Origin of the sequence: Streptomyces sp. NPDC048277 (assembly GCF_040652235.1) — a bacterium.
GTDB lineage: Bacteria > Actinomycetota > Actinomycetes > Streptomycetales > Streptomycetaceae > Streptomyces.
The window spans coordinates 409,728-432,698 of the sequence record NZ_JBEZLQ010000003.1 but is presented as its reverse complement, the minus strand read 5'-3'; the positions used below and the strand labels follow the sequence as shown (position 1 = coordinate 432,698).

General features: G+C 71.4%; 21 protein-coding genes. 8 read left to right on the top strand and 13 right to left on the bottom strand.

Translation table 11 applies throughout. The features are described from left to right. The 9 genes from manD to folP all read right to left on the bottom strand — a co-directional run bounded on the left by manD (position 1) and on the right by folP (position 9,811). Positions 1-1,224 carry a D-mannonate dehydratase ManD gene (gene manD, locus AB0D85_RS09530; protein ID WP_362316166.1) on the bottom strand — a complete coding sequence of 408 codons (1,224 nt, stop codon included), beginning with the start codon at positions 1,222-1,224 and terminating at the stop codon, positions 1-3. Next, positions 1,221-2,219 (bottom strand): 2-hydroxyacid dehydrogenase, encoded by a 999-nt coding sequence (locus AB0D85_RS09525; RefSeq protein ID WP_362316163.1) that lies wholly within the window; start codon positions 2,217-2,219, stop codon positions 1,221-1,223. The genes manD and AB0D85_RS09525 overlap by 4 nt, the downstream gene beginning before the upstream one ends. After that, positions 2,216-3,229, bottom strand: a complete 1,014-nt coding sequence (locus AB0D85_RS09520; protein WP_362316160.1) for a LacI family DNA-binding transcriptional regulator — start codon at positions 3,227-3,229, stop codon at positions 2,216-2,218. Before AB0D85_RS09520 ends, AB0D85_RS09525 begins: the two co-directional genes overlap by 4 nt. A 220-nt stretch (positions 3,230-3,449) precedes the next feature. Further along, a complete protein-coding gene (locus tag AB0D85_RS09515; RefSeq protein WP_362316157.1) occupies positions 3,450-4,226 on the bottom strand; it encodes an SDR family oxidoreductase in 777 nt (258 codons plus the stop codon). Then, a complete protein-coding gene (locus AB0D85_RS09510) occupies positions 4,223-5,158 on the bottom strand; it encodes an alpha/beta fold hydrolase (protein ID WP_362316154.1) in 936 nt (311 codons plus the stop codon). The genes AB0D85_RS09515 and AB0D85_RS09510 overlap by 4 nt, the downstream gene beginning before the upstream one ends. Further along, positions 5,155-6,366, bottom strand: coding sequence for an FAD-dependent oxidoreductase (locus AB0D85_RS09505; RefSeq protein ID WP_362316151.1), 1,212 nt, complete (start codon positions 6,364-6,366; stop codon positions 5,155-5,157). The genes AB0D85_RS09510 and AB0D85_RS09505 overlap by 4 nt, the downstream gene beginning before the upstream one ends. A 20-nt stretch (positions 6,367-6,386) precedes the next feature. Beyond that, a complete protein-coding gene (gene purU / locus AB0D85_RS09500) occupies positions 6,387-7,316 on the bottom strand; it encodes a formyltetrahydrofolate deformylase (protein WP_362316149.1) in 930 nt (309 codons plus the stop codon). A gap of 48 nt (positions 7,317-7,364) precedes the next feature. Beyond that, positions 7,365-8,882 carry an FAD-binding oxidoreductase gene (locus AB0D85_RS09495; protein ID WP_362316146.1) on the bottom strand — a complete coding sequence of 506 codons (1,518 nt, stop codon included), beginning with the start codon at positions 8,880-8,882 and terminating at the stop codon, positions 7,365-7,367. After that, the gene (gene folP / locus AB0D85_RS09490; RefSeq protein ID WP_362316143.1) at positions 8,879-9,811 is read right to left on the bottom strand and encodes a dihydropteroate synthase; all 933 of its coding nucleotides are present in this window, start codon (positions 9,809-9,811) and stop codon (positions 8,879-8,881) included. Before folP ends, AB0D85_RS09495 begins: the two co-directional genes overlap by 4 nt. 107 nt (positions 9,812-9,918) lie before the next feature. On the opposite strand from folP, the gene AB0D85_RS09485 reads away from it, so the two are divergent. Next, positions 9,919-12,246, top strand: coding sequence for a LuxR C-terminal-related transcriptional regulator (locus AB0D85_RS09485; protein ID WP_362316141.1), 2,328 nt, complete (start codon positions 9,919-9,921; stop codon positions 12,244-12,246). Positions 12,247-12,751: 505 nt separating this feature from the next. On the opposite strand, the gene AB0D85_RS09480 is transcribed toward AB0D85_RS09485, so the two are convergent. Continuing rightward, positions 12,752-13,429 carry a GntR family transcriptional regulator gene (locus AB0D85_RS09480; protein WP_362316139.1) on the bottom strand — a complete coding sequence of 226 codons (678 nt, stop codon included), beginning with the start codon at positions 13,427-13,429 and terminating at the stop codon, positions 12,752-12,754. A gap of 155 nt (positions 13,430-13,584) precedes the next feature. Between AB0D85_RS09480 and AB0D85_RS09475 the strand changes: the two genes are divergently transcribed. Genes AB0D85_RS09475 through AB0D85_RS09460 form a run of 4 tightly spaced genes read left to right on the top strand, consistent with a single transcriptional unit; the run spans position 13,585 to position 15,881 of the window. Next, positions 13,585-13,980, top strand: a complete 396-nt coding sequence (locus tag AB0D85_RS09475; RefSeq protein WP_362316137.1) for a carboxymuconolactone decarboxylase family protein — start codon at positions 13,585-13,587, stop codon at positions 13,978-13,980. Continuing rightward, complete coding sequence (locus AB0D85_RS09470; protein ID WP_362316133.1) at positions 13,973-14,899, top strand: NAD(P)-dependent oxidoreductase; 927 nt, start codon at positions 13,973-13,975, stop codon at positions 14,897-14,899. The genes AB0D85_RS09475 and AB0D85_RS09470 overlap by 8 nt, the downstream gene beginning before the upstream one ends. After that, positions 14,892-15,689, top strand: coding sequence for an N-acyl homoserine lactonase family protein (locus AB0D85_RS09465; RefSeq protein WP_362316130.1), 798 nt, complete (start codon positions 14,892-14,894; stop codon positions 15,687-15,689). Before AB0D85_RS09470 ends, AB0D85_RS09465 begins: the two co-directional genes overlap by 8 nt. 30 nt (positions 15,690-15,719) lie before the next feature. Beyond that, the gene (locus tag AB0D85_RS09460; RefSeq protein WP_362316623.1) at positions 15,720-15,881 is read left to right on the top strand and encodes a hypothetical protein; all 162 of its coding nucleotides are present in this window, start codon (positions 15,720-15,722) and stop codon (positions 15,879-15,881) included. Between the two features lie 7 nt (positions 15,882-15,888). Here AB0D85_RS09460 and AB0D85_RS09455 read toward each other — a convergent pair whose 3' ends face one another. Beyond that, positions 15,889-16,692, bottom strand: coding sequence for a hypothetical protein (locus AB0D85_RS09455; protein ID WP_362316128.1), 804 nt, complete (start codon positions 16,690-16,692; stop codon positions 15,889-15,891). A gap of 147 nt (positions 16,693-16,839) precedes the next feature. Then, complete coding sequence (locus tag AB0D85_RS09450) at positions 16,840-17,142, bottom strand: hypothetical protein (protein ID WP_362316125.1); 303 nt, start codon at positions 17,140-17,142, stop codon at positions 16,840-16,842. A gap of 149 nt (positions 17,143-17,291) precedes the next feature. Between AB0D85_RS09450 and boxC the strand changes: the two genes are divergently transcribed. Genes boxC through AB0D85_RS09435 form a run of 3 tightly spaced genes read left to right on the top strand, consistent with a single transcriptional unit; the run spans position 17,292 to position 21,991 of the window. Further along, positions 17,292-18,959, top strand: a complete 1,668-nt coding sequence (gene boxC / locus AB0D85_RS09445) for a 2,3-epoxybenzoyl-CoA dihydrolase (RefSeq protein ID WP_362316122.1) — start codon at positions 17,292-17,294, stop codon at positions 18,957-18,959. 4 nt (positions 18,960-18,963) lie between these two features. Further along, on the top strand, positions 18,964-20,385 hold the full coding sequence (gene boxB / locus AB0D85_RS09440) for a benzoyl-CoA 2,3-epoxidase subunit BoxB (RefSeq protein WP_362316119.1): 1,422 nt from the start codon (positions 18,964-18,966) through the stop codon (positions 20,383-20,385). Positions 20,386-20,395: 10 nt separating this feature from the next. Next, the gene (locus AB0D85_RS09435; protein ID WP_362316117.1) at positions 20,396-21,991 is read left to right on the top strand and encodes a benzoate-CoA ligase family protein; all 1,596 of its coding nucleotides are present in this window, start codon (positions 20,396-20,398) and stop codon (positions 21,989-21,991) included. Here the strand turns inward: AB0D85_RS09435 and AB0D85_RS09430 are convergent. Next, the gene (locus AB0D85_RS09430) at positions 21,964-22,806 is read right to left on the bottom strand and encodes a PaaX family transcriptional regulator C-terminal domain-containing protein (RefSeq protein WP_362316114.1); all 843 of its coding nucleotides are present in this window, start codon (positions 22,804-22,806) and stop codon (positions 21,964-21,966) included. The genes AB0D85_RS09435 and AB0D85_RS09430 overlap by 28 nt on opposite strands. Between the last annotated feature and the right edge of the window lie 165 nt (positions 22,807-22,971).

Below are 22,971 nucleotides of genomic sequence, written 5' to 3'. Positions count from 1 at the left end.
TCACCAGTCCGTCATCGAGCCGTCGCGGCGCCGGGCCACGGGCAGGTAGGCGGGTTCGTAGGGGAAACGCGCGGCGAGTTCCTCGTCGACCTCGACACCGAGGCCGGGCGCGTCGCCGGGGTGCAGATGGCCGTCGGCGTAGCTCCAGTCGTGCCGGAACACCTCGTGGACCAGCGGCTCGTAGCCCATGTACTCCTGGATGGCGAAGTTGGGTGTCGACAGGCCGACGTGCAAGGACGCGGCCAGCGCCACCGGGGAGACGTCGGACGGCCCGTGCGGACCGAGCCTGACCTGCCAGATGTCGGCGAGCGCGGCGATCCGACGGAGGCTGCTGACACCGCCGGCGTGCGTGACACAGGTGCGCACGTAGTCGATCAGCTGCTCGGTGATGAGGGACTGGCATTCCCAGACGGTGTTGAAGACCTCGCCGATCGCCAGCGGGGTCGTGGTGTGCCGGCGCACATGGCGCAGGACCTCCTGGTTCTCGGCCGGGGTGACGTCCTCCAGCCAGAACAGGTCCACCTCCTCCAGCGCACGGCCGAGCCGGGCGGCCTCGTTCGGGGTGAGCCGGTGGTGGGCGTCGTGCAGCAGGTGCAGTTCGGGGCCCACATGGTCGCGGACCGCCGCGAGGGCGCCGGGGGCATGGCGCAGATACGCGGCGGTGTCCCACACCTCCTCGGCGGGAGCGGTGCCCCGGCCGGCCGGCTCGTAGCCCGCGCCCTTCGCGGAGACCCCGTAGACCGTGTCGAGCCCGGGTACGCCCGTCTGCGCCCGGACCGCCAGGAAACCGCGCTCGCGCCGGGCGTCGACGGAGTCGAGCAGCCGCGGCACGTCCCAGCCGGTGGCGTGCGTGTACGCGAGGACGCGGTCCCGGACCGCCCCGCCGAGCAGCTGGTAGACGGGCTGCCCGGTGGTCCTGCCCTTGATGTCCCACAGCGCGAGGTCCACGGCCCCGATCGCGGTCATGGTCACCGGGCCGCGCCGCCAGTACACGCCCCGGTACAGGTACTGCCAGGTGTCCTCGATACGGGCCGGATCACGTCCGACGAGCAGCGGGGCGACATGGTCGCGCAGATACGAGGCCACGGCGAGCTCGCGGCCGTTGAGGGTGGCGTCGCCCCAGCCGGTCAGGCCCTCGGCGGTGGTGATCTTCAGGGTGACGAAGTTGCGCCCCGGGCTGGTGACGAGGACGTCCGCGGCGACGATGGTGTCGGGCTTGCTCATCGGGCCACCGCCACCACGTTGTCGATGCCCTGACCGGCGGCCAGCCGGCGGATGTTGGCCGTGATGTCCTCCGCGCGGCGGGCGAAGGTGTGCCGGGCCAGCCCCGAGGAGTGCGGTGTCATCAGGGTGTTGGGCAGTTCGTGGAAGGGATGCCGGCTCGGGGCCCCGGTGCGCCCGTCGGCGGGGTAGTCGTACCAGACGTCGAGGGCGGCGCCCGCGATCACCCCGTCGCGCAGGGCGGCGTACAGCGCGTCCTCGTCGACCACCGGGCCCCGGCCCACGTTGACCAGCACCGCCGATTCCCCCATCCGCTTCAGCTCCTTCGCCGCGATCAGCGAGGTGGTCCCGTCGTTGAGCGGTACCGAGACGACGACCACGTCACAGGTCTCCAGCAGGGAGTCCAGGTCGTCCATGTCACCGGCCCAGGCCAGCCGTTCGGCCACGGCGTCGACGCTGCCCCGGCGGGTGACGGCCACGCCCTGGGCGCCGAAGGCCCGGAAGCGTTGCCAGGCGCGGGCCCCGATGTGCCCGAAGCCGACGAAGCCGACGACGGCCTCGCTCAGCAGGCCGGGATAGGTCGGTGCCTCCCAACTGCCGCGCCGCAGCGCCGCGTCCTGACGGAGGAAGCCCCGCCTGAGCAGGACCGTGGCGGCGACCGCGTACTCGGCGATCGCGTCCTCGTGATGGAACGTGTTGGCCACGAGCGTGCCCGGCGCGAGCGCGCCGACGGCGATCCCGTCGATGCCCGCGCCGGCGGCGTGCACGAGGCGCAACTGCCTGCCCGCCGCGGCGAGTTCGGCCGGACAGGTCCCCGACACGAGGACATCGGCGCCCCGCAGCGCCGCCTTCACCGCGTCGGTGTCGGCGGGGTCGGGCCACCGAACGGCCGTCCCGGCGGGGAGTCCGGCCTCGAACTGCTCACGTATTGCCCGCAGATGGATGTCGCTGACCACGACGGTCAGCTCGTCACCGTGCTGGGCGGAGGGCTGCGTCATGAGCGCTCCCGTACGACGGCGTCGGCGCGGTCGGACACCTGGGCGGTGGAGCCGCGGACGACGAGCTGGGTGGACAGCCGCAGGGTGCGGGGCTGGTGCCGCTCGTCGCCGGCGGCCTGGGCGAGCAGTTCCAGGCTGAGCGATCCGGCCCGGTCCATCGGCACCGCGATGGTGGTCAGGGCGGGGTGCGAGGTGGCGGCCAGGGGCATGTCGTCGATACCGACGACACTGAGGTCCTCCGGGACCCGTACGCCCAGTTGACGTGCTCCGGCGATGACACCGAGGGCCACGAGGTCGTTGTGCGCGATGACGGCCGTGGCACCGGAGGCGATCACGCCCGCGGCGGCCGCGGTGCCGCCGGCCACCGTCTCCGACTGCCAGCCGAGCACCTCCAGCCGCAGTCCGGCCCGCTCGGCCTGCTCCCGGGCCACGTCGACACGGTGGCTGTTCGACCAGGAGTGCTGCGAGCCCTGGACGTACGCGACGTGGCGGTGCCCGAGCGCGGCCAGGTACTCGGCGGTCTGCCGCAGTCCGTCGCCGGCGTCGGCGAGGACGCAGTCGGCCGTCGTGGTCTCACGGTTGACGAGGACGACCGGGGTGTCGCCGCACAGGTCCAGCACGTCCTCGGCGTCGAGCCGCGGTGAGCACACGACGATGCCTGCCGACCTGGCACTCAGCTGGGTGATCACCTCCCGCTCCCGGTCGGGGTCGAAGTCGGTGTCGGCGAGGACGATCGTCTGCCGGCGGTGCCAGCCCTGTGCCTGGGCGGCCTTGACGAAGGTGCCGAAGACCGGGTTGGCGATGTCGGGAACGACCACGGCAACGGTCAGGTCGTCCGACGGTGCCTCGGCCGGACGCGGGGGAGGCGGTTCGTAGCCCAGCTCCTGGGCGGCCTCCAGAACCTTGCGCAAGGTTTCCGGACCCAGTCTCGTCGGGTCGCTGAACGCCCGAGAGGCTGTGGAGAGAGCGACCTTCGCGCGCTTCGCGACATCGGTCAAGGTGGGGGCCACGCCGCCACTCCGTTTCCTCGGTGGTGCTGAAGCGGCTCCGTCGACGTAACGTCGGCGAAACCTGAACGGTGTGGCTCTATGGTCGGCAAGCTTGCGCAAGCTTGTCAATGGTTGCGCAATGCGGATTGCGGCGGTCGTCCGTGACCGGTGAGGCGGAGAACGAGGACGGCCGGGCGCGGCAGCACCGCACCCGGCCACCGGCACCCGGCCCTCGGCGTTCTCAGTAGGCGACGACACCGCCGTCCACGGCGACCGCCGCGCCGGCCATGTAGGACGCGGCGTCGCTGCACAGCCACACGACGGCTTCGGCGACTTCCTCCGGGCCCGCGAACCTGCGGATCGGTGTCAGGGCCAGCAGCTGGTCCTTGACCTCCTGCGGCAGATCGGCCGTGAAGGGCGTCTCGATCGGGCCCGGCAGCACCGCGTTGACCCGGATGCCGTCCGCCGCGTAGTCCACGGCCGCCGCCTTGGTCAGTCCGACGACTCCGTGCTTGCTCGCCACGTACGTGGACAGCCCACCGGGGCGCGCGACCAGACCGGAGGCCGAGGCGGTGTTGACGATCGCGCCGCCCCGACCGGCCATGGCCCTGATCTCCGCCCGCAGGCACAGCCACACCCCGGTGAGGTTGACGCCGATGACGCGATTCCAGTCGGCCTCGGTCACCTCGGCCAGCCGCGTCACCTCGCCCTCGACCCCCGCGTTGTTGTGCGCGAAGTCCAGTCGGCCGAAGCGGTCGACGACGGCACGCACGGCCCCCTCGACCGACTCGCTGTCCGACACGTCGACGTGGAACGCCTCGGCAGTGCCCCCGGCTTCCGTCACCTCCTTCACCGTCCGCGCGGCCTGGGCGTCGTCGATGTCGAGCACCGCGACCTGGGCGCCGCGCCGGGCGAAGGCGAGGGCCGTGGCCCGGCCGATACCGCCGCCGGCCCCGGTGACCAGCGCGACCCGGCCGGTCATGTCCTGCGGGTTGACCTGCATGAGCCTGCCTTTCATGAGGGGAGGTCGAGGGTGCCCAGCCACGTCAGGACGACGTCGAGCACCTCGTGGTTGTTGAGTTCGAGGACCATGCCGTGGCCGTTGCCCCGGACCTCGTGATCCACGAGCCGGAGGTGGTCGGCGTGCGCACCCACCTCGCGCAGGTACTCCGCGACGGCCCGCGCCCCGCCGCCGAGCGGCGAGGCCTCGGCCTCGACGACGGCCACGGGCAGGTACTTCAGCCCGGGCAGCGTCGGCTTCGCGGCCTGCCGCAGCTCCTCCGGGGAGGTGACGGGCGGGTCGTACGGCAGGGGCGCGGAGGTGAGCCCCCAGCCGAGGGACAGGCCGATCTGCGGGGCGTCCAGGAACGGCGGTCCCGGCGGCTCGATCGCCACGACGGCCCGCACCAGGTCCGGGCGGGCGGCCGCGGCGAGCCAGCCCGCGGGGGCACCGAGGGAGTGGGTGACGACCACGGCGGGGCCGATGTCCTCCAGCAGCCGCACCAGTTGCTCGCCGTCGTGCCGCTGCGCGGCGGCCTGGTCCAGGGCAATGCCCGCCGAACTCGCGGTGAGCTGGACGATCGCGGGGTCGTCCGGACCACCCGGCCCCGGCCACTGGGTGTGCCGGGGATCGGCGCCGGAGGCGAAGATGCCGGCGGTCATCTCCCGCACGGGAGCGGGGCCGCGCTCGGCGGCCTCCGGGCCGGTACCGGCGGCCCGTCCGTACCCCGGGCGGTCGACGACGTACACGGGCCAGCCCAGTTCGACCAGCAGCGGTGCCCAGCCCGGACGGCCGTCCGGGGTACCGAGCCAGTCGGTGCCCTGGCCGCCGCCCCCGTGCACCAGCACGATCGGTGTGGACGAGCCGAGGCCCTCCGGCCTCTCCCATTCGACGTACAGCGCGCCACCGGGAGCGGAGGCGCCGATCCACCGGAATCCACGGGTGCTCATGACGCCGCTCCGGTGGGGACGAGCCGCGGCGAACGCAGCTGGGCCATGCCGAGCTGGGCGGCCCGTACCTTCGCGGGGTCGCCCGCTATGGACCGCGGCCCGGCCAGGTCCGCTTCCAGCCGCTCGGGGTCGGCCGAGTGGTAGACGAGCCGCTTGAACTCGCTCGCCATGGGCGAGGCGACATCGAGGAACTTCCGCCGCCGGTCCTCGGCGTAGCGGTCGAGCACCTCCGCCGGGGCCTCGCCGCGTACGACGGCCGCCAGCGCCGGGTACAGCACGAACAGGTCGAGCAGACCGCAGGTCAGGCCGAGGCCGCCGGTCGGGTTGGTGGCGTGTGCGGCGTCACCGGCCAGCAGGACGCGGCCCGCCCGGTAGCTCTCGGCCGACCGCTGGTGCAGCCGGTACGGCGAGTGGTGCACCAGGTCGACGTTCTTGTCGCCGGGCAGAAAGGCGTCGAAGAACGCGATCAGCCGTTCCGGCACGCTCTCGGCCGGAAGCGCCGCGTCCTCCGCGTACGTCACCCGCCACAGCCCCCGGTCGTCGATCTTCGCGACGACCGCGCCGTACTGGGGATCGACGACCATGTTGGCGTCGTTGAACCCGTACGCGTCGAACGGGTAGCGGACGTTGGTCGCCACGAACCGCTCCGGCCAGGTGAGGCCGTCGAAGCCGAGGCCCAGGGCCTTGCGTACGGTGCTGCTCGCGCCGTCGGTGCCGACCAGCCAGCGGGCCGTGAACTCGGCGGGTCCGTCAGGGCCTTCGGCCGTGACACGGACCCCGTCCTCGTCCTGGACGAGCCCGGTGACGGCGGTGTTCCACCGGACCGTGACGCCGGTCTGCTCCCGGAGCCGGCGCAGGGCGATCTCGCCGAGCCGGTCCTGGCCCAGGTGGATGTTGTTGTAGGAGCGGCCGGTGATCTCCTCCAGGGAGACCTTGCCCCACTCGACGACCTCGCCGGTGCGGGGGACCCGCAGGGTCAGTCCGTCGAGGGAGCACAGGCCCTCTCCCTCCATGTCGGGGAGGACGCCGAGTTCGTGGAGGCCGTCGAGGACGAACCACAGATAGGTCATGGCCCGTGGCGAGTCGCCGATGGCGGCCTCGCGTTCGAGCACGGTCACGCTCAGGCCCGACCGGGCGAGCCCGAGTGCGGTGAGCAGGCCCACCGGACCCGCGCCCACCACGAGGACGTCGGTGGATGGCTGTGTCACTGTCGTTTCTCCCAGCGGGCTCAGAAGACGATGGTCTGGTTCTCGTGCCGGACGATCCGGTCCTCGCAGTGCCAGCGCACCGCGCGCGACAGCACCGCCCGTTCGACGTCCGCGCCCAGTCGTACGAGGTCGGCGGTGGTGTGTTCGTGGCTGACCCGGACGACGTCCTGGTCGATGATCGGGCCCTCGTCGAGGTCCTCGGTCACGTAGTGCGCCGTGGCGCCGACGAGCTTCACCCCCCGTTCCTTGGCCCTCTTGTAGGGCGCCGCGCCGATGAAGGCGGGGAGGAAGGAGTGGTGGATGTTGATGAGCGGTGCGCCGACCTCCGCGAGGAAGCGCGGGGTGATGATCTGCATGTAGCGGGCGAGGACGACCAGGTCGACGTTGCCGCGCAGCAGCTCCAGCTGGCGCTCCTCCGCCTCGGCGCGGTTGTCGCGAGTCGCCGGGATGTGCACGAACGGCACTCCGAACGGGCGGATCTCGTCGGCGAGGTCGGGATGGTTGCTGATCACCATCGCCACGGTCATGTCGAGTTCGCCGCGCCGGTTGCGCCACAGCAGGTCGAGGACGCAGTGGTCGGTCTTCGACACCATGATGGCGACGCGCTTCGGCCTGGCCGCCTCGCTCAGCCGGAAGTCCATCCGGAAGTCCGCCGCGACCGTCTCGCGGAACTCGCGCTCGAACTCCTCGCGGGCGGCCGCGAGTCCGGGCAGCCGGAAGGTGGTGCGCTGCACGAACGTACCGCCGGCCGGTTCGGTGGAGTACTGGTCGAGCGAGACGATGTTGGCGCCGGCCCCGGCGAGGAAGGTGCTCACGGCGGACACCACCCTGGGCCGGTCCGGGCAGCTGACGAGCAGCCGCCCGAGATCCTGCACGGAAGAGACGGGGGAGGGGGACTGCGGCGCGGGGCGGGTGACCCGGTCCCTGCTTTCGGCCACGTCGACGGGCATGACTTGCTCCTTGACTTGCTGACGTGCGGGTGTTCCGTGGAGGCGGTTTCAGACGCGGTCGCGCAGCCGGCGCGGCCAGATCCCGGACTTGCCCGGCGCGAGGATCCCGTTCGGGTCCAGGGCGTCCTTGATCGTCTCGGCCAGCCGGCGCTGGGCGTGGTCGCCGAACGCGAACTGCTCCGCGACCAGGTCCATGTGCTGGAGGTTGGTGCGGTACGGCGTGTAGCCGATCGCCGCGACCTCCTTGACCAGGTCGGCGTAGCCGTCGTAGACGGACCGGGTCTGTTCCTCGTCGCGCGGGTCGAAGAACGTGGTGCTGATGTGCAGCGCGCTGCGGGGCATCAGGTACAGGCCGTTGACCTGGACGTGGCCGTGCCGGACGTACAGCGAGCGGATGAGCTGCTCGACCCGCACCACCGCGTCGCCCGTGTTCGGTCCGACCGGCGAGAAGTCCAGATGGCCGGTCACCTCGCCGAAGGGCAGCATCTTCGGGTCGAGGAGATCCATGTCGGGGATGCCGCGCTGCACGCGCTCGTCGTGGTTGGCCGGACCGGCGAGGTCGGTGGAGTCGAACGTCCGGCGCAGCACCTCGACGCCCGGTATCGCGCGCAGGGTCTCCTCGACGACCGCGTACTGCGCGTCGACCATCGCCGCCCGGCCGTAGAGGGCGAACCGAGCCGACCAGCCCTCGCCCTCGGGGTCGAGGAACATCGCGCCGCTCTCGTCGATCTCCAGACCCCGGTTGAGCAGCGGCAGGTTCTCGATCGTGCGGTCGAGCATCAGCCCGCGCAGGGCGTCGACGACCTTGCCGAGGGCGTCGTAGCCCCGGAAACGCGCCCAGCAGGTCGCGTACGTCTCGGGGCGGCGCATGACCCACCAGCCCGCGTTGGTCACGATGCCGAGGTTGGACTGCTGGAAGAGCCCGCCGAAGGAGGGGCCGAAGCTGTGCGGGTACACGTGCCGGGCCACGTTGCCCTCCATCGCGCCCATGCCGGTGCGCAGCAGGGAGCCGTCGGGCAGCACCACCTCCAGACCGCAGAGATTGCGCGAGTGGTCGCCGTAGGGCGTGTAACCGATGCCGTATTCCAGGGAGTTGCCGATGACGCTGCCCCAGCCGAGGTCGGGGATGGAGGGCCAGAGGTCACCGCCGGCCGCCTGGAGCGCGTCGAAGAGGTCGAACCAGCGCACGCCGGGCTCGACGACCGCGTAGGCGAGGTCCGTGTCGACCTCCAGGACCCTGTTCATGTTCCGCAGGTTGACCAGGACGCTGCCGCGCAGCCGCGGGGCGGAACCGCCGTAGGTGTTGTTGCGGCCCTGGCTGAAGGTGGACAGCGGGACGCCGTGCTCGTTGGCGATCCGTACGACGGCCTGCACCTGCTCGGTGCTCGTGGGCAGCAGCGCGGCCGAGGCGTCGAACTCGTCGGACTCCAGGTAGGTGTACGGGTCGCGGAACTCGCGCAGGGCCGACGGCTCGCTGATCACGGCCTCGGAGCCGAGTTCGGCGGTGAAGGCCGCGAGCGCCTTGTCGAGCGCGGCCGGGGTGGTGCCGTGGGGAACCGTCGTCATGCCGGTGCCTTTCTCAGAGGTGCGGGTGATGAGGTGAGCCGGGAACTCGGGGTGAGCCGGCTGCTCGGGGTGAACTGGGTGCTCGGGGTGAACTGTGTGAACTGCCGTGCCACACGGACCGCGTCCGCGGTGGCCGCGACGTCGTGGACCCGGACGCACCAGGCGCCGGCCGCCGCCGCGAGGGCGGACACGGCGGCCGTGGCCCGGTCCCGGGCATGCGGCGGCGGGGGAGCACCGTCGTCGGCGAGCAGTGCGCCCAGGAACGCTTTCCGCGACGCTCCGACCAGGAGCGGCCGGCCCAGGGCATGGAACTCGTGGAGCCGGCCGAGGATCGCCCAGTTGTGCTCCGCGTTCTTGGCGAAGCCGAGACCGGGATCGAGGACGACGCGGTCGGGACGGACTCCCGCGTCGGTGAGGGCGTCGAGGCGCATGCCGAGTTCGGCCACGGTCTCCGTCACCACATCGCCGTAGCGGGCCCGCTGCTGCATCCGCGCGCTGTGCCCCCGCCAGTGCATCGCGACATACGGCACGTCCGCCTCGGCGACGCAGCGCGCCATGTCCGGATCGGCGAGCCCGCCGCTGACGTCGTTGACCAGGACGGCGCCCGCGTCGAGGGCTGCCGCGGCCACCCGTGCCCGCATCGTGTCGATACTGACCAGGGCGCCGCTCGCGGCCAGCCCCCGTACCACCGGGAGCACGCGCGCCAGCTCCACCGGCTCGGGGACACGCAGGGCGGACGGTCGGGTCGACTCACCGCCCACGTCGACGAGGTCCGCTCCCTCCGCGACGAGCGCGAGCCCGTGCTCGACCGCCCGCGCGGGATCGTCGTACTCCCCGCCGTCGGAAAAGGAATCGGGCGTCACGTTGACGATTCCCATCACCAGGCAGCGATCGGTGACCGGCATGCCGAGGGGGCCGCGGAAATTCATTGCATTCCCCCGTCTTCCCCGAAGGCGTAACCTCGGCCGTACCGGGAGGCCGAAGTTGTTCGACCCGGAGACTTCATCTGGCTGAAACAATTCGTTAGGGTGCGGGCGTGGCACGACTGCAACGAGGCAATCTGCCGGCGGAGATGACGAGTTTCGTCGGCCGCCGAGCGGAGTTGCCCACCCTGAAGAAATCGCTGGAGCGGTACCGGACGGTCACGGCGACCGGCACCGGGGGCGTCGGCAAGACCCGACTGGCCCGCCGGGTGGCCGCCGAAGTGGCGAGCGCCTTCGCCGACGGGGCCTGGCTCATCGACCTCGACGATCTCACCGACGGCACCCTGCTGCCGTCCACCGTGCTGCTCGGTCTCGGCCTGCGCGACGACGGCGGAATGCCGGTGGAGGAGCGGCTCGCCGACCACTTCCGCGGCCGGCAGACGCTGCTGCTGCTCGACGGCTGCGACGGAGTCGTCGACGCCTGCGCGGGCCTGGTCACGCGGCTGTTGCGCGCCGCACCCGGTCTCAAGGTGCTGAGCACCAGCCGAAGGCCGCTGCATGTCGAGGGTGAGGCCGTCGTCGCCGTGGGGCCGCTGCCGGTGCCGTCCGACGACGCGCCCGAGTCCGGGGGCGCCGCGCTGACCGGGTACGACTCGGTCGCCCTGTTCATCGAGCGAGCCGCCGCCGTCCGGCCCGACGTCCTGGAGTCCGACGCCCGGCTGGCCGCGGTCGCACGCATCTGCCGGCGCCTGGACGGTCTGCCCATGGCGATCGAGTTCGCCGCCGACCGGCTCGACGTGCTCGCGCTCGACGAACTCGACGACCGGCTCGAGGACGCCTACCGGGTGCTGGTCTCGGGCCGGCGAGGCACCCCCGAGCGGCAACGGACGCTCCAGGCCCTCGTCGACTCCAGCTACGCGCTGTGCTCGCCGGAGGAACAGACGCTGTGGTCCCGGCTGGCGGTCTTCACCGGCCCCTTCGGTCTTCCGGCGATCGAGCACGTGTGCACCGACGACGTGATCCCGGAAGACAGGGTGCTCGATCTCGTCGCCGGGCTGATCGACAAATCGGTGCTCGTCCGTGAGGAGCGGCCCGGCGGGTCCTGGTACCGGCTGCCCCGGCTGCTCCGTGAGTACGCGATCCGCCGGGTGACCGAGCCCGCCGAATGGGAACGGCTGCGCGGACGCCATGTCCAGTGGTGTCTGTGGCTCGCCGGCCGGGCCTCCGACGGGCTGCTCACCGAGCGCTCCCAGGACTGGATCAGCCAGATCCGCGGCAACTACGCCAACTTCCGTGCGGCACTCGAATACTGCTTTCAGGACAAGGACGCCGCACAGGACGGGCTCCAGCTCGCCGCGGCCCTCTGGTACCACTGGCTGATGGCCGGCCTGGTCGCCGAGGGACGGGAGTGGCTGGACCGCGGGCTGGCCATCGCGCCCCCCGAGCCGACCGTCGGCCGGGCCCTCGCCCTGACGGCCGCCGCCTACCTCGCGGTCGTCGGCGGCGACTCCGCCGACGACCTGCTGGCCGCGTCCCACGAGGTCGTCGGCCACCTCGCGGATTCCACCGCCACCGGCCATCTGTGGTTCGTCGAAGGACTGCTCGCCGTCCAGCACGGCGACCTGGTCGCCGCCTGCGGGAAACTCGATGTCGCGCTCGCGGCGTTCCGTTCGGCGGGGAGCATGATGAGCAGCGGCAGGACGCTGTGCCTGCTCGCCATGGCGTGGACGCTGCGCGGCGACTGGGAGCGCGGCCGCCGGTACTGCGAGGAGTTCCTCGCCATGCCCGGTGCCGTGAGCGAGAACTGGGGCTTCGCCTACATCCAGTGGACGACCGCGCTCGCCGAGTGGCGGCACGGGAACTACGCCGACGCGCGGGCCGCGCAGGAGAACAGCGCCCGGCTGGCCCGCCGGTTCGACGACCGGTTCGGCATGGGCTCCTGCGTGCAGAGCGGTGCTCTGGTGTTCGCCGCGACGGGTGGTCACCGCAAGGCCGCACTGCTCATGGGGGCCGCGGAGACGCATCGCTTCCCGGCCTTCACTGTGCTCGACGGGCTGCGGCGGGAGTACGTCCCCGTGGTGCGCGAGGCACTCGGCGACGCCGTCTTCGCCGCGCTGGTCGAGGAGGGCCGGGGGCTGACCCTCGGGCAGGCCACCGAGGTCGTCGCGGGTGCCCGGTCCGCGCCGGGACTGGCCGCCGCCCCGGCGGTGCCGGACGCCCTGTCGCGACGGGAGTGGGAGGTGGCCCAGCTGGTGGCCGACGGCCAGGGCAACAAGCACATCGCCGCCGCCCTGGTCATCTCGACCCGCACCGCCGAGGGCCATGTCCAGCGCATCCTCGGCAAGCTCGGATTCACCTCGCGGGCGCAGATCGCCGTGTGGGTGACCGAGCAGCGCGCGCTCGCGAGCGCCGGGTCGCCCGTCGGCGAGGGCCGCGGCTGAGTCGGTGAGTCCAGGCATGAGCACCCCTTCGTGATCTCCTGGCAGCGTCCCGTGCGGGGCGCGCCGGGTGAACGCGGGGAACTACCTGTCGCCTACCTGTTCGTGCGCCGTGGGCAGGTGGGCGGCGGGTACGGGTAGACGCCCGGCAACGGCGAAGGCCCACCCGGTTCGGGTGGGCCTTCGCCGTGGAAGAAGTGGAGTCGGCCACTAGGAATTCGTGGTCGAATTTCATATTGCGAGCACAGCAGAGTTCCACAGGGCTTCGGTAATGGTGCAGGGCTTCGGTAATAGCCGGATATCTGCTTCCCGTCGAAGCTTCCCGAGATATGGGCGGGTTGCGCGAAGGCGGGCATCGAACTGCGGAACACGTCCAGATATTCGGCCATGTCCTCGTCCGGGATCGCCGGAATGCGGTCGGTGGCGATCACCGGGAAGCACGCCTCCAGGTGGCGGGCCCTGGAGGCCGTACGGCGGCGGGGAGTCCGGCGGGCCGCCGGTCAGCGGGTCATGGCGCGGCGGGAGTGTCGGACACCGCGGCCATCATGACCCTGGCGGCCTCCTCCACGTGGGCCGTCGCGGCGGCCTGTGCCGCGGCCCCGTCCCGGGCGTCGACCGCGGCGACGATCGCGCCGACCTCGACGACGCTGCGCTGCGCCCGGCCCTCCTGGGCGAGCGTCAGCGCGCGCAGCCGGGTCACCCGGTGCTGGAGTGTCTGCACCGTCTGGTGCAGGACCGGATTGCCGCACCCCCGGAACAGCACGTCGTAGGCCCTGGACTTCGCCTTCAGCAGTGCGGCGGCGTCGGCACCCCGCTCGGTCTCGTCCGCCAGCTCGGCGACGGCCTCGCGGAAGGCGGCCCGGTCCTCGTCGCTCCCGTTCTCGGCGAACAGCCGGGCGGCCAGTCCCTCCAGGGGCGCGCGCACCTGGTAGACCTGCAGGGCGGTCGCGGGAGAGATCACGGTGACGCACGTGCCGCGCCCGTTGCGCGACTCCACCAGCCCCTCCGCCTGGAGCTGTCGCAGCGCCTCGCGCACCGAGGCGCGGCTCGCCGAGGTCATCTCGCACAGCTCCCGCTCCACGAGCAGCTGCCCGGGAGTCAGCCGCTGGTCGACGATCGCGTCACGCAGGATGTTCGCCACCTGCTCGCGGATGGGGGCGTGCCGCAGCACCTGCATGTCGCTCATACACCGAGGATACTCAAGCCCGGACTGCTGTCAGACAGAAGACCAGGAACTGTCGGGCGAACTTTGTCTGACAGCTGCTAGCTTCTTTCAGTCGTAACCTCGGTTATGGTGACCGCACCGAAGCGTTCGACCCAGGAACCTCTGGAGGCACTGCCGTGACTGCCCACACGGAACCGATCGATCAACTCGCCGCAGGCGACGCCATGCGCCGCCGGGTGCTCGGCGACGCGCACGTGGACCGCTCCCGCGCCAACGCGACCCCGTTCAGCCGACCGCTCCAGGACCTGGTCACCGAGTACTGCTGGGGTGCCGTCTGGACCCGGCCGGGGCTTGAACCGCACATGCGCAGCCTGCTGAACATCGCCATGCTGACGGCGCTGGGCAAGCCCGACGAGCTGCGCCTGCACGTACGCGGGGCGATCAACAACGGGTGCACCACGGAGCAGATCCAGGAGGTGCTGCTGCAGGCCGCCGTCTACTGCGGCGTCCCGGCGGCGCTGGAGGCCTCCCGGGCCGCTCAGCAGGCCATGGTGGAGCTGGGACATGAGTGAGGCACCCGAGCGGCAGCGGATCGGGCTGGCCGGGCTCGGCCGGATGGGGCGTCCCATGGCCCGACGCCTGGTCCTGGCAGGCCACGACGTGTACGGCTACGACGTCGCCGAAGAGCTCCGCGCGAGCGTCGTCGCCGACGGGGTCACCCCGGTGGACTCACCGGCCGCACTCGCCGGATCCGCCGAGGACGTCATCCTCATGCTGCCCAACAGCGACATCGTGGAGGCCGTCGCCGCGGACCTCGCCGACGCGGTCCGGTCCGGCGCCCGCTGCCGTCGTATCGTCGACATGAGCTCGTCGGAGCCCGCACGGACCCGCCAACTCGCCGCCCGTCTCGCCGAGTCGGGCATCGAACTCGTCGACGCCCCGGTCTCGGGCGGCGTGAGCGGCGCCGAGGCCGGCACCCTCACCGTCATGGTCGGCGGCACCGAGGAGCAGTACGAGCGCGCCGAGCCGCTCCTCGCCCCGCTCGGCTCGTCGGTCGTGCACGTCGGCCCCGTGGGCTCCGGGCACGCCATCAAGGCGCTGAACAACCTGATGTCGGCGTGCAGCATGCTCATCACCGCCGAGACCATGACCGTCGCCGCGCGCTTCGGCATGGACCCGGCCACCGCGCTCGCGGTGGTCAACTCCGCGAGCGGCCGCAGCGGTTCGACCGAGGTGAAGTTCCCGAAGTTCGTCCTCACCGGCGCCTTCGACTCCGGCTTCACGGCCGCGCTGATGGCGAAGGACGTCGGCATCGCCACGCTGCTCGGCAAGGACCTGGCCGTCGAACTTCCGCTGGCCGAGGCGGTCGAGGCCCGCTGGCGCGAGCTGACCGCCGAACTGGCGCCGGGTGCCGACCACACCGAGATCGTGCGCCCCCTCGAAACGCGGCACGGCGTCAGCATCAGAGCGGCCTCGCCCCGCCATGACTGACACCTCGACGCCCGCGCACTGGGAGGTCTACGCCGTCCGCTTCGGCCGGCACCGGCTGCCGCGCAGCGCCTTCTACCTCAACTACGCGGGCTACGGCGAACCCGACGGCGACCTCACGATGGACTACTATCTCTGGCTGGTGCGCGGGCCCGCCGGAACCATCGTGGTCGACACCGGGTTTGCCCCGGAGGCCGGTCGGCGCCGTGGCCGCGAGGTCCTGGCCGATCCGGTCGCGGTCCTCGCCGAACTGGGCGTGGACGCCTCGACCGTGCCCACGGTGGTGGTGACCCACGCCCACTACGACCACATCGGCAACCTTCATCGCTTTCCGGCCGCCGAGGTGGTGATGAGCCGGCGCGAGTACGCGTTCTGGCAGGGGCCGTTCGCGGGCCGCGCGCACTTCGCGATCCCGACGGAGCCCGCCGAACTGGCCCTTCTCCCCGAGTTGTTCGAGGAGGGCAGGCTGACGCTGGTCGGCGCACAGCACCGACTCGCGCCGGGAGTGGAACTCCTCGAGGTCGGCGGCCACACCCCCGGCCAGCTGATCGTCGTGGTCCGCGGAGCGGCCGGTACGGCGGTGCTGGCCTCGGACGCCATCCACTCCTACGAGGAGTACGAACGCGACCGTCCCTTCGCGATCGTCGCCGACGTCGCGGGGATGTACCGCGCCTACGACCGGATCCGGGAGCTGGAACGGCAGCCGGGCACCAGCGTCGTGGCCGGCCACGACCCGGAGGTCATGACCCGCTTCACGCCCCATCTGCCGGGCACGGTCTGCCGCGTTCTTTAGACAACATCTTGTCGTAGCGAGGGCCACCGCATCCGCGTCCAGGTCTCCAGCGGCGCCTTCCCGCGCTTCGCGCGCAACCCGGGCACCGGAGAACCCCGGGCCACCGCGACCGCCCTGCGCGCCGCGGACCAGCAGGTCTTCCACGACCCCGGCCGCCCGTCGGCGCTGGTCCTCCCGGTGCACCGGACCTGAGCAGCGGTCAGGGACTTGCGGGGCCGATGCTCAGCCGAAGACCTCGAACTCCTTGCTGTTGGCCCAGTGACTGTTGTTGATGCCGGTCACGGTCAGCTTCACATACCGGTACGTGCCGCTGACGGTGCCGGTCACCGGTGCGCTCGTGGTGACGCCCGCCGAGTGTAACGAGGAGCTGCTCGCCGTCCACTGCGTGCTCGTGCTGCCGTCCACGACATTGGCCGCGCCCTGTCTGCTGTAGGCGGAGGAAGCGCTGGCCGAGGCATTCAGCGCCAGGTCGGAGACCTTCGAGACATTGCTGACCTTGATCAGCTCGCCGGAGTTGATCTGGATGTCGCCATTGCTCGCGACCGCCCTGCTGCCGCCGGAGGCCCGCGCCGACCTGCGCCGTCGCCGAGGACGAGGCGAGGTTGTAGGCGGCCGAACCGCCGGTGTCCGAGACCAGGTAGTAGCTGTCGCTCGCCGCGTCGTAGAGCGCCATCCCGATCGATTTGTCCGTGGCGGTGTACGAGATGACCGCGCCGTCGACGGCGGCCGAACCGCTGTAGCTGGTGGCCGGGATGTTGGTGCCGATGTTGAAGCCGGCCATGTCCGCGGGCAGCGCCTTTGCGACGAGCTGGGTCATCTTGTTGACCGCGGTGTTGAACCCAGTCATCCGCTTGGCTCCCTCGGGCATGGTGGGGATGCCGTACAGCGAGTGATTGGTGTCCGCCCACGAGTCGTTGAGCTGCCAGTAGTTGACGAATCCGCCGTTGACGAGGGCGGTGGTGGCGATGTCCGAGACGTTCCAGTTGCAGTCGTCCGGCCCCACGAAGTCGATGTTCGGCAGCGCGCCGATGGGGCTGTCGGCGCTGGAGACGCGGCTGCCGACGACATAGTTGGAGCTCTTGACGGCTCCGCCCCGCTGGTTGATCAGGCTGAACCACAGTGAGCGCTGCGCGGACCAGTTGCCGTTGGTTCAGTCGTAGAAGCCCTGGGCGATGGGTTCGATCTGGTTCCAGGCCAGCTCGATCTGGATGGTCTTGAAACCGGCGGCGGCCGTCTTCTCGAAGGTGTTCTGCAGCCAGTCCTGCGACAGGATCCGTGTGCTCTGGTCGGTGGGGATGGGGCTCATGTTGCCGTTGCCGAACGTCTGACACTCGCCGAAGGACTGGACTCCGCCCATGGTGAAGGGCTTCCCGTCGACCTCCAGACAGCCCTTGGTCCCGTTCGTGGCCACCTGGGACACCACGACGGAGTCGGCGTGGGCCTGGGGCTGCACGACGATCAGGCTCGCGATCAGTACGGCGGAGGTCAGCAGGGGTCTGGTGATTCCCGGTGATTGATGTTCTACAGAACCTTGACGTAGTTGAGAATTCATGTGGAGGATTTGCTCACTGGTACCCGTGCCCGCCCGAGGAGGCGCTCAGCATGGTGGTGGTGTCCTTCGACCGGAGCCCGCAGACGTACCGGCACTGGCGACTGAGCACGGACGGGCCGCTCGCCTGGCTGGAGTTGGACGTCGACGAACAGGGCGGCCTGGTCCCCGGCTATGAACTCAAGCTCAACTCCTACGACCTGGGCGTGGACATCGAGCTGTACGACGCCGTGCAGCGGCTGCGCTTCGAACACCCCGAGGTGCGGTCGGTGGTGGTGACCAGCGCCAAGGAGAAGGTGTTCTGCGCGGGGGCCAACATCCGGATGCTGGCGGCCTCCCCGCACGAGTGGAAGGTGAACTTCTGCAAGTTCACCAACGAGACCCGCAACAGCATGGAGGATGCCTCGGAGCACTCCGGACTCACCTTCATCGCCGCCGTCAACGGCGCCTGCGCGGGCGGCGGTTACGAACTCGCGCTGGCCTGCGACCGGATCCTGCTGATCGACGACAACGCCTCCACGGTCGCGCTGCCGGAGGTCCCGCTGCTGGGTGTGCTGCCCGGCACCGGCGGGCTGACCCGGGTCACCGACAAGCGCCGCGTCCGCAAGGACCTCGCGGACCTGTTCGCCACCCGCAGCGACGGCGTGCGCGGCAAGACGGCGGTGGACTGGCGGCTGGTCGACGAGGTCGTACCGCGCCGGGAGTTCCGTACGATCGTCGAGCAACGGGCCCTGGAGGCGGCCGGGCGCAGCTCTCGTCCGGCGGACGTGCGGGGCATCTCGCTGACCCCGTTGAAGCGCGAAGTCACCGATGACGGGCTCGCCTACCGCCACGCCCGCGCCGAGTACGACCGTCCGCTCGGCCTGGTCCGCATCACCGTGCGCGGTCCCGCCGGGCCCCCGCCCGCCGACGCCGGCGCCCTGCACGCCCAGGGCGCCGACGGCTGGCTGCTGGCCGTCACCCGCGAACTCGACGACCTGATCCTGCGGTTGCGCACCAACGAGACCGAGCTGGGCACCTGGGTGCTGCGCACCGAGGGCGTCCCCGAACTGGTCCTCGCCCATGAGCGGGCCGTGCTGGACGCGGCCGCCGACGGCGACTGGCTCGCGGGCGAGATCCTGCACTACTACAAGCGCACCCTGAAACGGCTGGACGTCACCAGCCGCAGCCTCGTCGCGCTGATCGAGCCGGGCGGCTGCTTCGCCGGGCTGCTCCTGGAACTCGCGCTCGCCTGCGACCTCCAGTACATGCTGGACGGTCCGCCGCCCGACGATCCCGACAGCCCCGAGCGGGCCGTCCTCGCCCTCTCCGCCGCCAACTTCGGCCCCTTCCCCATGGGCAACGGCCTGACCCGCCTGGAATCCCGCTTCTACCGGGAGGACGACCACCTCGACTGGCTGCGCCAGGAGACCGGCCGCCCGCTGAGCGCCGCCCGGGCCCGCGAACTCGGCCTGGTCACCGACGCGCCCGACGACCTCGACTGGGAGGACGAGATCCGTCTCGTGCTGGAGGCGCGGGCGGCCCTGAGCCCGGACGCGCTGACCGGGATGGAGGCCAACCACCGGTTCGTCGGCCCGGAGACCATCGAGACCAAGATCTTCGGCCGGCTCACCGCCTGGCAGAACTGGATCTTCATCCGCCCCAACGCCTCCGGTCCCGAGGGCGCGTTGCGCCGCTACGGCACCGGCCAGAAGGCGGTCTACGACCGGAAGCGAGTGTGACCCGATGCCCTCCGCGATCGACTACGACTCCCGCATCCCCAACAACGTCTCCCTCGCCGACGACCGCCGCCTGCAACGGGCGTTGGAGGGCTGGCAGCCCAAGTTCCTGAACTGGTGGGGCGAGATGGGCCCCACCCTGGAGAACCACGGCGTCTATCTGCGCACGGCCGTCTCCGTAGGCCGGGACGGCTGGGCCCACTTCGGCCACGTCAACGTGCCCGACTACCGCTGGGGCATCTTCCTGGCCGAGCCCACCCCCGACCGCCGTATCGGCTTCGGAGAACACCAGGGCGAGCCGGTCTGGCAGCAGGTGCCCGGCGAGTACCGCGCCGACCTGCGCCGCCTCATCGTCGTCCAGGGCGACACCGAGCCCGCGTCGGTCGAACAGCAGCGCCTGCTCGGCCTGACGGCGCCCAGCCTCTACGACCTGCGCAACCTCTTCCAGGTCAACGTCGAGGAGGGCCGCCACCTCTGGGCGATGGTCTACCTGCTGCACGCCTACTTCGGCCGCGAGGGCCGCGAGGAGGCCGAGGCGCTGCTGCACCGCAACTCCGGCAGCCCCGACGCGCCGCGCATCCTGGGCGCGTTCAACGAGGAGACCGCCGACTGGCTGGCGTTCTACATGTTCACGTACTTCACCGACCGGGACGGCAAGTACCAGCTCGGCTCGCTCAAGGAGAGCGCCTTCGACCCGCTCTCCCGGACCTGCTCCTTCATGCTGAAGGAGGAGGCGCACCACATGATGGTCGGGACCACGGGCGTCGACCGCGTGGTCACCCGCAGCGCCCAACTCGTCCGCGAGCACGACACCCTGGACATCGCCGCGTGCGGGGGCATCCCGCTCGACGTCATCCAGAAGTACATCAACTTCCACTACACGGTCTCCCTCGACCTGTTCGGCGGCGAGACCTCCACCAACGCGGCCAACTACTACACCGCCGGACTCAAGGGACGCTGGATGGAGGAGCGCCGCAAGGACGACCACCGGCTCACCGACGACAGCGGCTTCTTGAACAAGCCGCAGAACGACGGCAGTTGGACCCAGGAAGAGGTCTCCGCGCTGCTCGCCCTCAACCTCGACCTGCGCGACGAGTACATCTCCGACTGCCGGGGCGGTGTCACCCGCTGGAACCGGATCCTCGCGGAGCACGGCATCGACTACCGGCTGACCCTGCCCCACCCCGGCTTCAACCGCGACGTCGGCCTCGCCGCCGGACACCACATCACCCCCGACGGCACGATCGTCGACGAAGGGACCTGGGAGGCGAGCCGCCACCACTGGCTCCCCACCGCGGAGGACCTCGCGTTCGTCAGGTCGCTGATGCAGCCCGTCTACGAGCGCGGCAGGATCGCCCACTGGGTGGCACCGCCGGCCAACGGCATCAACGGCCAACCGTTCGACTACGAGTACGTCCGACTGGTGTGAGGTGAGCCGGATGCCCGAGGTGTTCAACGCGGCGGACCACCTGGTCGACCGGCATCTGCGCGAGGGGAACGGCGACCGCACGGCCCTCGTCACCCCGACCCGGAGCCTCACCTACGCGCAGCTGTCGGCGGAGGTCCGCCGGGTGGCGGCGGGACTGCGCGCGCTCGGCGTACGGCCCGAGGAACGCGTCCTGATGTGCATGACGGACGACGTCGAGTTGTTCACCGCGATCCTCGCCGCCTTCCGGATCGGCGCCGTGGCGGTCCCCGCCTCGACCATGCTCACCGGCGGTGAACTGGGCGCGCTGATCGCCGACTCGCGCTGCCGGGTGGTGCTCGGCTCCGCCGAGTTCGCCCCGCTCGTACGGGCCGCGCTCGGGTCGGCACCGGAAGTCTCACAGGCCGTCCTGACCGGCCCGGACGCCATGGGCCTTCCGGACCACGTACACGGCCGGACCTGGGAGCAACTGCTGGGCGCCGCCTCCGACGACCCGCCGTACCCGACCTGGCCCGACTCGCCCGCGCTGTGGCTGTACACCTCCGGCACCACCGGTACCCCCAAGGCGGCCATGCACCGGCACGCCGACATCCGGCTCGTGGCCGAGAACTACGGGCGGCGCGTCCTCGGCATCGGCCCGGACGACCGCTGCCTGTCGGTCGCCAAGCTCTTCTTCGCGTACGGCCTCGGCAACTCGCTCTTCTTCCCGCTCGCGGCGGGCGGCACGGCGCTGCTCGAACCCGCCAGACCGTCCCCGGCGCTCTTCGCGAAACGCGCGGCGGCCGACCGGGCCACGGTCCTGTTCGGCACCCCCAGCTTCTACGGCCCCCTGCTCGCGAGCGCAGACGTCCCCGACGACGCGTTCACCACCGTACGACTCGGTGTCGCGGCCGGTGAGGCACTGCCCGCGCCGATGTACCACGGCATGCTCAAGCGGTTCGGCGTGGAGGTGCTCGACGGCATTGGCTCCACCGAGATGCTGCACATCTTCGTCTCCAACCGCCCGGGACGCGTGCACCCCGGCTCCTCCGGCGAACCCGTTCCGGGGTACACCGTGGAGCTGCGGGACGCACAGGGCGGGGCGGTGGCGGGCAGCGGCACACCGGGGGAGCTGTACGTGCGGGGCGAATCGGCCGCCGTCGGGTACTGGTGCCGGGCGGAGACCACCCGCCAGGTGTTCCTCGGCGACTGGGTGCGCACCGGCGACACCTACGTCCGCAACGCGGACGGCACCTACACCTGTCTGGGCCGCACCGGCGACCTGCTCAAGGCCGGCGGCATCTGGGTCTCGCCCACCGAGGTGGAGGAGCGGCTGCTCGCCCATCCCGACGTGGCCGAGGTCGCGGTGGTCGGCGGACCGGACGCGGACGGCCTGGACAAGCCGGTCGCGTGCGTGGTGCCGGTGCCCGGCCGGGACATCGATCCGGATGCCCTGGTCGCCTGGTGCCGTGAGGGCCTGGCCGCCTTCAAACGCCCGCGCGTCGTCGTGCAGCTGCCCGAGCTGCCCCGCACCCCTACCGGCAAGATCCGCCGTAACGTCCTGCGGGCCATGGCCCGCGACGGCTCCTGGGCCGGTCCCCCTCAGGAACCGCCACTCCGGTCTCCCTGATCCCGTGTCAGCTCCGTCCAGCGTGCCAGTGCCGCCGGGCTCCACTCGGCATGTCTGCTGTGGAACAGCGCGGCGGCCCTGGCCCCGTTCCAGCCGGGCGGCAACAGCTTCGGAGGCAGCCGGGGGTCGAGGAACGGGAACCGGCGCCACTCGTGCACCAGCATGGTCTGGGCGTGCAGTACGGCGTCGCCGTCGGCCGGGCGCAGACCGGTGAACTCGTCGATGAACGCCTCGTAGCGTTCCTCGACCTCGCTCAGGTCCCAGGCGCGCGCCACCATCGCGGCCTCGCTGCCCACGGCGCCGTACGAGGCGGTGAAGGACATCGCGCCGTCGGCGAGCCCGAGTTCCTTCAGGACACCTAGCGCCTCCCCCTCCCGGTCCGCGTGCGGGGTGATCCACACACCGGGTTCGGGGGAGCCGAAGCCCGCCCAGGTCAGCCGGGTGCGCACCCGGTGGCGCAGATCCCGTTTCGCCTCCGGCACCGACGCCAGGACCACCAGCCAGGTGCCGTCCCAGGCGGCCTCGCCGCTCCCGAAGTCGTAGATGCGCTGTGCGCCCTCGGTCAGCAGCCGGCGTCCCGGCGGGGTCAGCGCCCAGCGCACCCGGCGGCCGACGCGCTCGGAGGCCAGCCAGCCCTCGGCCCCGGTGCGCGCCAGCGACTGACGGGCCGACTTCTCCTCGACCCCGAACCTCGCCAGCGCGTCCACCAGTGCCGACGTCCACACCGGGCGGCCCTGCGGCAGCACGTACTCGCCGAGCATGGTCATCAGCAGCGACCGCGCGCTGACCTCGCCGATTTCCCGGCGCCGGCTCACTACCGGCCGCGTCCGACCCGGGGCGGTCCCGCCGGACCCGCTCGCCGCCGCATCCGCCATGGCCGTCCGCCTCCCTCACTGCCACCGTCTCCGTGTAGTACACAATAACTTGTCGGTACGATGGATTTCAGTAGAGAGTCGGCATCCCTGAGCCGACAAGCCGAC

What these genes read in the sequence shown, in the direction of transcription:
- AB0D85_RS09525 (WP_362316163.1), bottom strand. Translation starts at nt 2,219, where the DNA reads ATGACGCAGCCCTCCGCCCAGCACGGTGACGAGCTGACCGTCGTGGTC.
- purU (WP_362316149.1), bottom strand. Translation starts at nt 7,316, where the DNA reads ATGCCCGTCGACGTGGCCGAAAGCAGGGACCGGGTCACCCGCCCCGCG.
- AB0D85_RS09470 (WP_362316133.1), top strand. Translation starts at nt 13,973, where the DNA reads ATGAGTGAGGCACCCGAGCGGCAGCGGATCGGGCTGGCCGGGCTCGGC.
- manD (WP_362316166.1), bottom strand. Translation starts at nt 1,224, where the DNA reads ATGAGCAAGCCCGACACCATCGTCGCCGCGGACGTCCTCGTCACCAGC.
- folP (WP_362316143.1), bottom strand. Translation starts at nt 9,811, where the DNA reads ATGAATTTCCGCGGCCCCCTCGGCATGCCGGTCACCGATCGCTGCCTG.
- AB0D85_RS09495 (WP_362316146.1), bottom strand. Translation starts at nt 8,882, where the DNA reads ATGACGACGGTTCCCCACGGCACCACCCCGGCCGCGCTCGACAAGGCG.
- boxB (WP_362316119.1), top strand. Translation starts at nt 18,964, where the DNA reads ATGCCCTCCGCGATCGACTACGACTCCCGCATCCCCAACAACGTCTCC.
- AB0D85_RS09480 (WP_362316139.1), bottom strand. Translation starts at nt 13,429, where the DNA reads ATGAGCGACATGCAGGTGCTGCGGCACGCCCCCATCCGCGAGCAGGTG.
- AB0D85_RS09435 (WP_362316117.1), top strand. Translation starts at nt 20,396, where the DNA reads ATGCCCGAGGTGTTCAACGCGGCGGACCACCTGGTCGACCGGCATCTG.
- boxC (WP_362316122.1), top strand. Translation starts at nt 17,292, where the DNA reads ATGGTGGTGGTGTCCTTCGACCGGAGCCCGCAGACGTACCGGCACTGG.
- AB0D85_RS09510 (WP_362316154.1), bottom strand. Translation starts at nt 5,158, where the DNA reads ATGAGCACCCGTGGATTCCGGTGGATCGGCGCCTCCGCTCCCGGTGGC.
- AB0D85_RS09515 (WP_362316157.1), bottom strand. Translation starts at nt 4,226, where the DNA reads ATGAAAGGCAGGCTCATGCAGGTCAACCCGCAGGACATGACCGGCCGG.
- AB0D85_RS09465 (WP_362316130.1), top strand. Translation starts at nt 14,892, where the DNA reads ATGACTGACACCTCGACGCCCGCGCACTGGGAGGTCTACGCCGTCCGC.